General features: G+C 26.4%; 14 protein-coding genes. 8 read left to right on the top strand and 6 right to left on the bottom strand.

Translation table 11 applies throughout. The features are described 5' to 3' along the window. Positions 1 to 4: 4 nt before the first annotated feature. On the bottom strand, positions 5 to 664 hold the full coding sequence (locus F811_RS0112745; RefSeq protein WP_020005623.1) for an HAD family hydrolase: 660 nt from the start codon (positions 662 to 664) through the stop codon (positions 5 to 7). A 213-nt stretch (positions 665 to 877) separates the two neighbouring features. On the opposite strand from F811_RS0112745, the gene def reads away from it, so the two are divergent. The 4 genes from def (at position 878) to F811_RS0112725 (ending at position 4,424) form a co-directional block, all read left to right on the top strand. After that, entirely contained in the window at positions 878 to 1,447 is a 570-nt protein-coding gene (def, locus tag F811_RS0112740) for a peptide deformylase (RefSeq protein WP_020005622.1), read from the top strand. 17 nt (positions 1,448 to 1,464) lie between these two features. Next, positions 1,465 to 2,118 carry an HAD family hydrolase gene (locus F811_RS0112735; RefSeq protein ID WP_020005621.1) on the top strand — a complete coding sequence of 218 codons (654 nt, stop codon included), beginning with the start codon at positions 1,465 to 1,467 and terminating at the stop codon, positions 2,116 to 2,118. 115 nt (positions 2,119 to 2,233) lie between these two features. Then, positions 2,234 to 3,472 carry a M23 family metallopeptidase gene (locus tag F811_RS0112730; RefSeq protein ID WP_020005620.1) on the top strand — a complete coding sequence of 413 codons (1,239 nt, stop codon included), beginning with the start codon at positions 2,234 to 2,236 and terminating at the stop codon, positions 3,470 to 3,472. A gap of 124 nt (positions 3,473 to 3,596) precedes the next feature. Then, positions 3,597 to 4,424 carry a GGDEF domain-containing protein gene (locus tag F811_RS0112725; RefSeq protein WP_020005619.1) on the top strand — a complete coding sequence of 276 codons (828 nt, stop codon included), beginning with the start codon at positions 3,597 to 3,599 and terminating at the stop codon, positions 4,422 to 4,424. On the opposite strand, the gene F811_RS0112720 is transcribed toward F811_RS0112725, so the two are convergent. Then, entirely contained in the window at positions 4,408 to 5,496 is a 1,089-nt protein-coding gene (locus tag F811_RS0112720) for a class I SAM-dependent methyltransferase (protein ID WP_020005618.1), read from the bottom strand. The two genes, F811_RS0112725 and F811_RS0112720, sit on opposite strands and share 17 nt — an antisense overlap. A 202-nt stretch (positions 5,497 to 5,698) precedes the next feature. After that, positions 5,699 to 7,294: a potassium/proton antiporter gene (locus F811_RS0112715; RefSeq protein WP_020005617.1), complete on the bottom strand. Its 1,596-nt coding sequence runs from the start codon at positions 7,292 to 7,294 to the stop codon at positions 5,699 to 5,701. A 321-nt stretch (positions 7,295 to 7,615) separates the two neighbouring features. On the opposite strand from F811_RS0112715, the gene F811_RS0112710 reads away from it, so the two are divergent. Beyond that, positions 7,616 to 8,980 carry an NAD(P)H-dependent oxidoreductase gene (locus F811_RS0112710; protein WP_020005616.1) on the top strand — a complete coding sequence of 455 codons (1,365 nt, stop codon included), beginning with the start codon at positions 7,616 to 7,618 and terminating at the stop codon, positions 8,978 to 8,980. 84 nt (positions 8,981 to 9,064) lie between these two features. Here the strand turns inward: F811_RS0112710 and F811_RS0112705 are convergent, their stop codons facing one another. The 3 genes from F811_RS0112705 to F811_RS0112695 all read right to left on the bottom strand — a co-directional run bounded on the left by F811_RS0112705 (position 9,065) and on the right by F811_RS0112695 (position 11,442). Next, on the bottom strand, positions 9,065 to 9,694 hold the full coding sequence (locus F811_RS0112705) for an NAD(P)-dependent oxidoreductase (RefSeq protein WP_020005615.1): 630 nt from the start codon (positions 9,692 to 9,694) through the stop codon (positions 9,065 to 9,067). Between the two features lie 116 nt (positions 9,695 to 9,810). Then, on the bottom strand, positions 9,811 to 10,653 hold the full coding sequence (locus tag F811_RS0112700) for an SIR2 family NAD-dependent protein deacylase (protein ID WP_020005614.1): 843 nt from the start codon (positions 10,651 to 10,653) through the stop codon (positions 9,811 to 9,813). 15 nt (positions 10,654 to 10,668) lie between these two features. Continuing rightward, positions 10,669 to 11,442 (bottom strand): protein-ADP-ribose hydrolase, encoded by a 774-nt coding sequence (locus tag F811_RS0112695; RefSeq protein WP_020005613.1) that lies wholly within the window; start codon positions 11,440 to 11,442, stop codon positions 10,669 to 10,671. 157 nt (positions 11,443 to 11,599) lie between these two features. On the opposite strand from F811_RS0112695, the gene F811_RS0112690 reads away from it, so the two are divergent. The 3 genes from F811_RS0112690 (at position 11,600) to F811_RS0112680 (ending at position 13,747) form a co-directional block, all read left to right on the top strand. Next, the gene (locus tag F811_RS0112690; protein ID WP_020005612.1) at positions 11,600 to 12,013 is read left to right on the top strand and encodes an Rrf2 family transcriptional regulator; all 414 of its coding nucleotides are present in this window, start codon (positions 11,600 to 11,602) and stop codon (positions 12,011 to 12,013) included. Between the two features lie 150 nt (positions 12,014 to 12,163). Then, positions 12,164 to 12,454: a hypothetical protein gene (locus F811_RS0112685; RefSeq protein ID WP_020005611.1), complete on the top strand. Its 291-nt coding sequence runs from the start codon at positions 12,164 to 12,166 to the stop codon at positions 12,452 to 12,454. A 30-nt stretch (positions 12,455 to 12,484) separates the two neighbouring features. Continuing rightward, positions 12,485 to 13,747: a glycosyltransferase N-terminal domain-containing protein gene (locus F811_RS0112680; protein WP_026364456.1), complete on the top strand. Its 1,263-nt coding sequence runs from the start codon at positions 12,485 to 12,487 to the stop codon at positions 13,745 to 13,747. Positions 13,748 to 13,824 lie beyond the last annotated feature (77 nt).

Below are 13,824 nucleotides of genomic sequence, written 5' to 3'. Positions count from 1 at the left end.
AATTTTATCTCCAATTAACTATAATAAAGCCTTTATTTTTGTTATTTAAAGCATGCTCTTTTAATCTTTTATCAGGATTAACGCATATTTTAGTGTCGGCAAATTCAAAAAGAGGTAAATCACTTATAGAGTCGCTGTATGCTATATTTTTATCTTTATGTTTAGGAAAAAAATGCTCTGTAAATAGCCTGTATCTTTTAGCAGTACCATAGCAGTTTCTTCCGTACATATAACCAGTATACTTTCCTCTAAAAGTCCAAAGTTCAGTACCCATACATCTATCAAACCCCAAATTTTCTGCTATATATTTAGCGTAAATCTCAAAACTAGCTGTAACTAAAACCAGTGTATAGCCTTTGCTTTTTAATTTCTTTATTTCTTCCAAAGCGTCCCTATAATAAAGAGATGGCACTACAGTATCTGCAAACTCTTTTCCTATTTTATTTCCAAACTCTATATCTATATTTCTAAATATATGTGCTATTCTATACTTTACACTCTCATTATTTATTATTTTTAGACAAAATAAAATAAAATAAGGAAGCAAAGCTATATAATATATGAAACTAGAAGGATTCTTTCTTAAATAGAATTTCATAAAAGGAACTATTGAATCTTTTTTTAAGATAGTTTTATCCAAATCAAAATATGCCACTTTCATCATAATAATGTTATTCTACTACAAAATAATCATTTGTCAAAGGAATTTAATCAATTTATACAAAAAAATTATGTAAACCTAATATAAAAAATGTCTTGACTATAAGCAAAAAATTTAATATTATATAGGAAATTTAATATTAATTGATAATGAGTATTACTTTATAATAATAAATATATAATTTTTACAGATAATTTTTTAGGAGAAAATAAAAATATGCTTAGAGAGTTAGTTATATATGGAGATGAAAGACTTCAGCAGGTATCAGAAAAAATAGAAAAAATAGATGATGAAATACTTGCATTAATAGATGATATGTTTGAAACTATGTATAAAGAGAGAGGTGTAGGACTTGCAGCTGTTCAAATAGGAGTATTAAAAAGACTTATAGTTATATCAGTACCTGATTTTGATGATGAAACAAAACCAGACTTCAAACTAGCACTTATAAACCCAGAAATAATATGGCATGGAGAAGAAAAAGAAATATTAGAAGAAGGTTGTTTATCATTTCCAGAAATAAGAGATGATGTGGCAAGATATAAAGAGATAAAAGTAAAATATTTAGATAAAGAAGGAAATGAACAAATACTTGAAGCCGAAGGATATATAGCAAAAGTACTTCAGCATGAAATAGATCATACAAATGGAATATCATTTATAGATAGATTGGAATCATATCAAAAAAGAAGATTAAAAAGAGAATTAAAAGAACTTAGAAATAATACTGTAAGAGGAATAAAAAAAGTACAAAACAGGGAAAAACTACAAAATACTAACAATTAATTAAAAACGGACAAAAAATGATTAAAAATATAATATTCGATTTGGACGGTACTTTAGTAGATTCTATAGATGATATTTACCATTGCGTAAATACAACGCTTACACATTTTAACTTAAAAAACATCACAATTGAAGATGCCCATAAATTTGTGGGCAATGGTGCTAGAGTACTTATAAAACGTGCTATAAATAAATACAATAATAATGAAAATATTGAAGAGGAAGTATACAGCTTTTATATGAAATATTATGAAGAGCATTGTGTTGATAATACCAAATTATACAGCGGAGTTTATGATACATTAGAGCTATTATACAAACATAGTATTAATATGTTTATAATAAGCAATAAGCCAAATAAAATGGTTAAAAAAACAACAGAAAAATTAAATATAATCAAATTTTTTAAGTCTTTGATAGGAGATGGTGTTTATCCGTACAGGAAACCTGATGTTAATATATGGTATGGTATAAAAAATGATTATAATTTGAAAGAAGATGAAACTATTATGGTTGGAGATGGTGTGCCTGATTATAAATTTGCTGTTAATTCCAAAATAAAATGCATATTGGCATTGTATGGTATAACTGATAAAAATATTTTGATAAATTTAAATAATAATGATTATTATTTAAATTCATTTAAAGAAATTGCCGATTATGTATTATAAGTAAGAAACTAAATTTAAAAAAAGAATATTAAACTATTGACAATACTAAAAAATGTTTGTATATTAGAAGAAATTATTTCTTAATAAAAACATTTAGTATTAATTTAACAGAGACATGAAAAATAACAAATTTAAGTACACAAAAATCAGAAAAAGCAAAGGTATATTTCTGCATATAGAAAATATACTCGAAGGTATCAAGTCAAAATTTCAAAATAATTCGCCTAGAATAAGAACCACTTTTGTACATTCTACAAGGTATAATGAAAATAAACCAAACAAAATGTTTTCAAGTTTAATTAAGAAATTCGTATTAACTGTTGTATCATTTTCACTATTTCTATTTCTTGCCAATTTCTTAATAATGAATATGCGTCAGACTTCTAATGCAGCAATACTTCCAAAGGATAAACTGCCTTCTAATGTAGCATATAATAAAGTATTAGATGAAATGTCGCCTGAACAATTATCCAGCAGCCCTGAATCTAGTTTATCTGATGTTCCAACTGTAACTTCTGCTGTAACAATAGAAAATGCCACAGATATATTTTATAATACTATAACTTCTGATAATACATTGGTAGGAGACGGAACTATAGGAATGAAATATGATGAGTATATAATAGAAGAAGGAGATAATCTCACTGTTATATCAAGAAAAATAGGTGCTAATTTGGATACTTTAGTGAGTGTTAATAAAATAAGCAATGCAAATAGATTAAGACCTGGACAAAAAATCATAGTGCCTAACAGAAATGGTCTATTATATACTATGAAAAAAGGCGAATCCATAGAAGATGTTACAGAAAGATATGATGTTTCATTAAAAAGAGTACTTACTTTCAATAAAATATCTGATGCTTCAAATATAGAAGAAGGAGACGATATATTCCTACCTGGTGCTAAATATACTTTAGATGAAAGAATAGATAAATTCGGACAGATGTTCAGTCTTCCTACAACTATAACTAGAATAAGCAGCGTATTCGGATACAGAGTACACCCTATTACTGGAGTAAGAACTAAACATATGGGTGTTGATATACCAGGAAGACTAAATACACCAGTATATGCCGCAAGAAAAGGTAAAGTTATATTTGCAGGATACAGCGGCGGATACGGAAATTTGGTAATAGTAAGACATGATAAAGGATACACTACATATTACGGACACCTTAATTCTATAACTACAAAAGCAGGAGCAAATGTAGGCGTTGGTGTTATGATAGGAAGAATGGGAAGCACTGGAAGATCTACTGGAAGCCATTTACACTTTGAAGTTAGAAGAAATGGTGTAGCTTTGAATCCTGCTGACTTTATACCTATTAAGAAGTTTTTAAGAGGAAGAAGATAATAATATAATTATTAAAAATATACATATAAAAAGGATTCATTTTTATGAGTCCTTTTTTATTTTTTAATATTTTTTATATATATTACTATTTACAATTATATCTATTTGAGTATAATACATCATTATGAATGACATTATAAAAATTATTAATACGTTAAATGAAATACCAGAGCCTTTCTCTGTAGACGGAATAATAAAAACATTTGAGGCTAGCTCAAAAAATGTAATAGAAAGTTTTGCTGTTTATTTTTATAAAGAAGGTAACGATGAAGCTAATTTATGGTATGTATCTGCAAATAAATCTGTAATAGATAATAAAGATAATAATAAAAAATATAAATTATTTGCAAGAGGAAATAATTTCGGCTTTATACTAATTAATAGCACAAAAGATAAAGAAAAAATTGAAATATTAATAAATTACTTATCTATAATACTTTACAGTGAAAAGTTATCATTTTTGGCAAACAGAGATAAACTTACTGGTCTCTATAATAGAGGATATATACTAAAATATCTTGAGGAAAAAGAAATTAGCGGACATATATATTCTATTGTAATAATAGACTTGGATAAATTCAAACATTATAATGACAGCTACGGACATAATATAGGCGATCATGTATTAAAGAATGCCTCAAAAGTGATGAAGGAAGCATTAAAAAGTATTGTACATAAATCTGTGCTTGGAAGATACGGCGGAGAAGAGTTTATTGTGGTTTTTGATATAAATAAAAGAGATGAACTTTATAATGCTATGGAAAAAATAAGAATAAATCTAATGGAAAGCGATTTCTCTACTGATGAATATTCACTGAAAGCTACTGCTTCTTTAGGCGGTGCTGTAAAAGAAGGAAATATAAGTTTAAGAACTTTTATACATCAGGCAGATCAATCATTATATAATGCCAAAGAAACTGGAAGAAACAAATCCGTTATACTAAAATTTTAAAATTAAGAAGCGAATGATATGTATTTCCTATTCTATGATATTCATTTACAAGTTTAAATCCCTCTTCTTCTATTGTGTCTTTCAGAAGTTTATACGGATACATTTTACTGCTTCCGTTAGCAATTGCTGTAAAATATAAGGAAGTTGCCTGTATAGAAAAAGCTGCAGATAAATGCTGCTGCTTATCCCAAAGCGGCTCTAAAATAAATATGTCTGTATCTTTATCTGATACAGATTTTACTTTTCTCATTATAAACTTAATCTGCTCTATAGAAAAACAATCCAAAAACTGACTCATCCATACCACATCGCAGTTATAAGGAAGCAGGGTTTCATTGCCTAATATATTCATAGGGAAATACTCTACCCTATCTGAAAAATGATTATCTTCTATATTTTTTTTGGCAAGCTCTATCTGTCCTTCTAAATCTATTAATGAACATTTTACATCATTATCATATTTAAGTGCTGATATAGAAAATTTTGCTGTATTAGTGCCTATATCCATTATATTTTTTCTTTTTTTCTCAAATATGATAGGAAGAGAACTATAATAGCAATTATCAGAATAATAATTATCAAAATCTATCCAACTCTTTCTACTTTTTTCAGGTATTGATGAAAGTCCTTTATATATGGTTTCATAATTTCCAAAAACTTTTAGTCCTTCTGGTTTGGAATTTATAAGACTGTCTTTTAAATAAAACATGCCGTTATAACATATATCATTAACAAAATTAATATTTACCTTTGTAAGATTATCATTGATAAGGAAAAAACCTATTTTACCCAAAACATATTTATAAGGATTAGAATTTTTAACTATTTTTATCAGACAAAGACCCAAACTTAATTCAAGCAAAACTGAAAGAGCATAAGGAGATAAACTTGTATTTTTTAATATATCTTCTTCAGTTATTCCATTTTCACCGCTATTTTCTATAATATTTAATATATTAAAATCTATCATACATTTTGCTGCTTGAAATACTATAGGTGCAAAAGCTATTTTCTGAGCTTCAAATCTGGCATCTATAGCTTTTATATCATCTGTATAAAAATCATCTAACATAAACAAGGTATCCAATAAATATTTATTTTGAGTATACTAACAAAATGTAAAAAAGTCAATTATAATGCGGATAGAAATAAAAAGTCACTTTTATTTAGCTTTAAAAGGGTAAAGCTAAATAAAAGTGGGAGATTATTTATGAAAAATACTTATTTATTATAACCATTTATAAAAGATATGGTAAAAAATAAATGTCAAAATATCATACATCTCTTAATAATACAATATCTTTATCTCTTATCACAGTATTTCCTCTTGGTATAACAGTTCCGCCATCTCTTTTTATCATAACTATCAAATTATTTTTAGGTAAATTTAAATCTTTCAATTCCTTATCTCTCCAAGGATGATGAAGATTTATATGTATCTCTCTTAAACTTATATCATAATACTTAGTTCTTTTAGCATTAAGTATAACAACATCTCCAGCCTCAATAACAGTTTTTCCATTAGGTATAATAGTTGTATTTCCCCTCTCTATAGTTACAATAATAGAATCCTCTGGAAGCTCTATCTCCATTATAGGTCTTCCAACCCAATGATGATGCGGCGGTATTGTTATCTGTATAAGCTCCATATCAGAATCATCAACAAAGTCGTTGAAAGTTTTAAGTACATTTTCATCGGAATCAACCAAATCCAGCTTTTTGGCTATAATAGGAAGCAGTGTACCTTGAAATAATACCGATATTATAGCTAGAAAAAATACTATGTGAAATATATCATAACTTATAGAATTATTATTAACTATTACAAATATAGCAAATACTATCGAAGCAGCACCTCTAAGTCCAGCCCACATAACAAGCAATTGTTTTTTTAATGATACCTTAAAAGGAGTTAGTATAGCAAATACGGCTATAGGTCTTGCCACAAAAGTTACAAAAAGTGCTACATATATAGCAGTAGGTGCCACATTAAATATTCTTGAAGGAAAAGATAAAAGTCCTAACAAGAAGAAAAGAACCATCTGCATAAGTCCAGTAACTCCGTCAAAGAAATGAACCAAAGTAACTTTATTTTTGATGCTGCTGTTTCCAAGCACTATTCCAACTATATAAACAGTTAAATATCCGTTTCCGCCTATTATAGAAGAAAGAGAATATGAAAGCAATGCCACAGCAAGTACAAATATTGTATCAAGGCCATTAACTGGGAATTTGAATCTCCTAAGCATATTATAGGCCATAAATGATACCAAAGCTGCCACTGCCAAAGCAAAAACTATCTGAGCAAAAACCATGTATATAATAGATAACGGACTAGTTAATGTTTTTCCTAAAAGCCCCAAAAATATAACAGTAAGCATATATGACATAGGGTCGTTACTTCCGCTCTCAAGCTCAAGCAATGAAGCTAAACCGTCTTTAAGGTTAAGACTTCTTGAACGTAATATAGAGAATACCGAAGCTGCATCCGTAGAACCTATAACAGAGCCTATTAAAAAACTTTCAAAAAGTCCGAATTTAAGTACAAAGTAGCATAATACCCCAGTAACCATGGACGTGATAAAAGTACCTATAAATGAAAGCAAAAATGCCTTGCTTGCAACAGGTTTTGCCGCTTTCCAATTAGTACCAAATCCTCCGTAAAACATAATGAATATCAATGTTATAGTACAAAGCTGTTCTGCTATTTTATAATCATCAAAACGTATTTTTAAAACTCCGTCTGTACCGAATATCATTCCCAAAACAAGGAAAAGCAAAAGAGAAGGAACTCCTACTTTTGTAGAAATTTTACTTACAATTATACAAAGAATAATTATTATAGATGATAATAATATTGAAAAATTCATAAAAATAAAAACCTTATTAAATAATAGAAGTATACTATTATAATACTATTTTAAAAAAATATAAATATTTTAACAAAAAATTAATCCTAAAATATATTTATTTAATATGGTCTAATTTGAAATAAAGCATTCTGTATGACATGCTAAATGTATAGGATTAAGTATCATAAAGTGTATAACATATGAATGATTTTATGTAAAACTTAAGCATATAAAAACTTTATTATCAGACAAATATCTTTAATAAATTATATTTTAATTTTTATATTGAGCTTTTATTATTATTAAATATAATAGTATTATTAATTAAAGGACTAAAAAATGAACATTCTAGTTATAAATGGAAGCCCCAAAGGCAATAACAGCATAACTTTACAAACTTTATTATTTTTAGAAAAACTATTTACAGAGCATAAATTTTCATTTTTAAACGTTGGGCAAAAAATAAAATATTATGAAAAAAACTTTAACGAGATAAAAGAAGAACTTGAAAAAACAGATCTAATTATATTTTCTTATCCTGTATACACTTTTTTAGTACCATATCAGCTGCATAGATTTATAGAATTATTAAAAGAAAATAATATTAACATAAAAAATAAATTTGCAACGCAGTTTTCTACTTCAAAGCATTTTTATGATATTACAGCACATAAGTTTATGGAAGAAAATTGTTTAGATTTAGGATTAAAATATATAAGAGGGCTTTCTGCTGACATGGAAGACCTCATGAAAAAAGAAGGTCAGGAAGATGCTATAAACTTTTTTAATTATTTAATTTTTTGTATAGAGAATAATTTAAATATTAATTCAGATATATCAGATAGAAAAGAAAAAATTATATATAAGAGAAAATATACTAACAATTCAAAAGAAAAAGATAATTCAAAAGATGTTTTAATACTAACTAACTGTACCAATAATGATGAAAGTTTAAGAAATATGATTGAAGATTTTAAGTCAGTATTTCCTTATAAAACTAGAGAAATAAATATAAGAGAATACAATTTTCATGGAGGCTGTCTTGGTTGTTTCGGCTGTGCTATTACTGGCAAATGTGTTTATAAAGATGGATTTGATGATTTTTTGAGAAATGAAATACAGAAGGCCGATTCGATTATATATGCTTTTACAATAGAAAATCATTATACGCATTCGAGTTTTAAAATTTATGATGACAGGCAATTCTGCAATGGGCATAGAACTGTTACAGAAGGTATGCCTATAGGATATATAATAAGTGGGGATTATGAAAGAGAATATAATTTGCAAACACTTATAGAATCACGTTCTGAAGTGGGAGGTAATTTTCTCACTCATATTGCATATGATTATAATGATGATGCCTGCAATGAACTTTCAAAGTTATCATCTATAATGAAATATGCTATGGATAATAAATGCACTCGTCCTAAAAACTTTTATGGTGTAGGAGGAATGAAGATATTCAGGGACTTGATATACATAATGCAGGGACTTATGAAAGAAGATCATAAATACTATAAAAAACATCATATCTATGACTTCCCTCAAAAACAAAGAATGAAAATGCTGCAGATGAAATTAGTAGGTGCTTTAATATCAATTCCTTCAATACAAAAGAAAATGAAAGACAAAATGAATGAATATATTTTAATGCCTTATAAAAAGATTATTAATAATGCCAATGTGAAAAATATTAAATAATATAAAAATTAAAATATTTATTATTCATAGAAGTTAATAGATAAAAAATAATATACTATTAACTTCTATATTTTTTAATAATTGTTATTTACAACAGAATGTTATTCTTTGATTTAAATGTTTTTTATTTTGTATCTCATCAACAAAAGCTACAGCATAATCAGCATAACTAATAGAACTTTCACCTTTTGAATTAAAAAGTAATTCATCAAATCCTATATTGTATTGTCCTGTTTTTTCTCCATCAGCTTGGAAATCAGCAGAAGGAGATACATAAGTCCATAAAACATCTTTTTTATTTTTTAATATATCAAATGATTTTGACATACTTTTTGCAAGAGGTTTGAATATATCAGGAAAAGTTTCACTATCCATTAATTTTTTGCCGCTATCTATATATAAACTTCCAGCTCCTCCAACTACCATAAGTCTTATGTTTGTATTTGCAAGTATATTACATAAATGCTCCATTGCAGACGAATGCTTATTGAGTTCTTTTTCTTCCCATACTCCGAATGCACTTACAACAGTATCAAATTCTTTCAAATCATCTTTTGTCAAATCGAATAAATCTTTTTCTATAACTTTTGCTTTTGAATTATTTATTTTTGTTTTATCTCTTACTATGGCTGTAACATCTAGCCCTCTTTCTAATGCCTCATTCATGATTAATTTTCCGGCTCTTCCGTTTGCTGCTATTATTGCAATTTTCATTTTAATTCTCCTTTTTTATATAAAATATTTTCTTTAAATTAAAGAGTTGTAATAGCTATTGTTACAATTATAATAACATGATTTAGTTGTAATGTCAAATATTACAACTAAAATTTTTAACTTTTTATATATTTTAAAACTTTAGATATATCATCATCTATACATATAGAGCGTTCTTTCAAATTATCAGGTGCATATGAATCATTTAAATTTACAGATGCATAAATTGAGTTTTCATTTTTTAAAGCCATATCCCAGAAAGAATATTTTATTATAGCAGGTGTATTATAACCTACCCCTAATTCTAAAAATAATATATTTTTATTTTCTGCTTCATTTAAGAATTTTTTATATCTATCCATAGAATGATACCAATTATCATCTTGCACAAAAGTATTATCGCATCTTAAGTTCATTGACATATTTCTGCTGCAATGAGGACATTTTGGTATAAGTTCTTTTGGTATTTTCAAATCTTTTCTTGACTTTACCATTTCTCTTATTTGTTTTTCATTATAAAAAGTTTCATTTCTGCATGGAAGAGAACATTGAAAAAGAGAATAGTCTCCTTGAACTTTAAATAATTTTTCTTTATCAAATTTTGCCTCTTCAAATCTTCCGTCAACATTTGTTGTTATAACAAAATAATTCTTATTTTTTATTATTTCTAATAGATTTAAATGAGTTTCATCTGCTGGTATATCATATCTATTAACATACACAAGAAGCGAAAAATATCCCCAAAAATCTTCAAAAGTAGGATAATTATAAAATCCTGCACTATACATGTCAGTTAAACCGTATCTATCTTTATATTCACTAAAATATTTATCGAATCTCTCACCGTCATAAGAAAATCCTGCAGAAACAGAAAGTCCTGCTCCTGCCCCTATTAATATATAATCTGATTTTTCTATACTTGATTTTAATTTTTTTATTAATTCTAATTGCTCATTCATTTATGATTCTCCTAATTATTTTAAAATATTATAATAAAGTTCATAATCCAAATCTTTAAATACATTAAATAATATCTTTATATCATATTTACTATTATTTAAAAAATCTTTTACAGCATTTACCGCTATCTGAGAAGCCTCCTTGTTTGGAAACTTAAACTCTCCTGTAGATATACAGCAAAATGCTATGCTTTTTATATTATTGTCTTTTGCAGTTTCTAAGCATGATTTATAACAGTTATATAAAAGCTCTTCATCTTTTTTTGAAACACTATTCTGTATTATAGGTCCTACTGTATGAAGTATATATTTACTTGGTAAATTAAATGCTTTAGTTATTATACATTTTCCAGTATCCTCAGTTTTTCCTTTCATTATGTTATTTAGGCATAATCTTAATCTAGTACCAGAAGCACTATGTATGGCATTATCTATGCATTTATGAAGCGGAATAAAACAGCCAAGCATAGAAGAATTGGCAGCATTAACTACAGCATCTATATTTAATGTTGTTATGTCTCCCTGCCATAAATATAAATTATCTCTTATAGGTTTTATATCTTCTATATTTGTTATTATTTTATTTTTTAATCTCTCTTGTAAATATTCATCTTCTATTTTAAGATATTCTTCGCTTATATTGTTTGGAAGTCTTATATTCATTAAATATCTGAAATAGTTATACAGTACTTCTTCATTATTTTCTTTTAATGCATTTTCTAATTCTTTATTATATTCATAATTACCTTCTTTAATAAGATAATCTATTAAAAATAATAATTTATTCATTGTTTATCCTTATTGTAACTATAATCATTACAATAATACTATACTACAATTGTAATGTCAAGTATTACAACAAAATTTAAATTTCTTTATTTAATTTTTTTGTTTGCATTAAGAAAATAAATATATTATAATTTTTAATAATTTTAAGGATAATTTAATGAAGATTAGTTCAAGATTTACAATAGCGGTTCATACATTGCTTTGCATATTAGAGTTTAAAGATGAAAAGATAACATCAAATTTTATATCAGAAAGTGTTCAAGTTAATCCTGTTATTATAAGAAATATATTAATACAGCTTCAAAAAGCAAATATTATCACTGTAAAAAGAGGAACTGGAGGAATAAGTCTGAATAAAAAAACAGAAAATATTACATTACTTGATATATTTAATGCTGTAGAAAGCCTAGATGAAGGAAAACTTTTCAGCTTTCATGAAAACCCAAATAAAAAATGTCCTGTGGGAAGTAAAATTAATGAAATACTTCAGCCAAAACTGGATAATATTCAAAATGCTATGGAAAAAGAACTTAAAAAAACTACTTTAAAAGATATTTATAAAAGTTTATAAACAAAGTAATATAAAATTATAAGAATTATTATTTAAATATCTTGATATATTATAAATCATTTCAAACATACTAATATTTTACTTAAAAAATTATTAAAATTGATTTAGCAATTAATTGACATAATATATTTATTTAGTATAATCTATGTTATGAATATTAATAAATATATTTTAATACATAAATTAGTTAATGCCTCTATACTTATGCTTTTTCCTATAGCAGCTTTTTATATTATAGAGCATAATAATATAAAAACAGGTATATATAGTGCCATTTTTATTATAATTAATGCTATAGAAATATTATTATTTGCTTTATTTATCATTGTATCTTTCAGATGCGAATGGGGTACTAGAAAGCAGCATGCTGTTGTAAAAGCCTTAATTTCTTTTTTTATGTATATGGTTATTATTATATTAACAATTATTGCTATTTTTTAATTAACATTTTTTAATTAATAGGTTTTTTTAATGCAGAAAATTTTAATGTGCATATATACTATTTTTGGATATATCCTATATCCTTTTATATTTATATCATTTTTTATTATGATGATATTTAATAAGCCTATTAGAAAAGGTGCTTTATCGAGACTGGGGTTTATATATCCTAAAGAAAATAATAAAAATGCTGTTTGGATACATGCTGTAAGTGTAGGAGAAATAGTAGCAGTAAGAGAGATAGTATTTACTTTAATAGAAAGAGGATATAATGTTTATTTGTCTACTACTACTGTAGGGGGATATGATATAGCAAGAAAAAATTATGGTGATAAAGTAGAGCTTTTTTATCTTACTCTAGATTATCCTCATATGATTAATAAACTTATTAATTTAATATCTCCAGAATATGTTATGATAGCAGAGATAGAAATATGGCCTACTCTTATATACACTCTTCATAAAAAACTTATACCATTATATATGATTAACGGAAGGATAGGCAAAAAAGAATTAAAAGGATATAAAAATTTTAAATTCTTTTTTAAACCATATTTTAATATGTACACAAAAATTTTGGCACAAAGCAGCATAGATAAAGAAAACATGATTACAATAGGAATGCCTGAAGGACTTATAACGGTTACAGGAAATTTAAAATACGACATAACATATCATGCAGACGAAAAAAAGATAGATGATCTAGAAAACACTATACCTGTAAATAAATTCGTAATAACAGCTGGAAGCACACATGCAGGAGAAGAAGAATTAATATTAAAAGCAATAGATAAACTAAATCTAAAAGATAAAGTATATATTGTAATAGTTCCAAGAGATATTAACAGAGGAGAAGATATACAAAAACTCGCAGAAAGATTAAATTACGACTTGCCTCTTTATACCGATTATGAAAAAAGTTCAGAAGACGGAATAATTATAAACACTATAGGAGAATTATTAAATTGGTATAAACTTTCTGACTTGGTTATAATGGGCGGAACATTTATGGGTACTATGGGCGGACACAATATACTGGAAGCAATTTATTTTAAAAAGGCTGTTATAGTTGGAAAGTATATGTATAACTTTATAGAAATTTACGAGTATATGAAAGAGGCTGTATTTACTTGTGGGGATAAAGAAAAACTAGCAGATATCATACAGGAAGCATATGAGAATGAAGAGCTTAGAAATAATCTGGCAGAAAAAGCGTATAATTTGCTTATACAAAATAACGGGGCTTCTAAAAAGACTCTTTCTATTATAGATAAGTACCAAGGTATAGTATAACAAAAATTTATATTTTCATATTGACTTTTATATATAAAACATTTATTATTAAACAAGGTTTATGAAAGTTTCAGTGG

Source organism: Brachyspira innocens ATCC 29796 (genome assembly GCF_000384655.1).
Classification (GTDB): domain Bacteria; phylum Spirochaetota; class Brachyspiria; order Brachyspirales; family Brachyspiraceae; genus Brachyspira; species Brachyspira innocens.
Note: the sequence above shows the minus strand (reverse complement) of the source record. Positions and strands in the feature narration are given on the sequence as shown.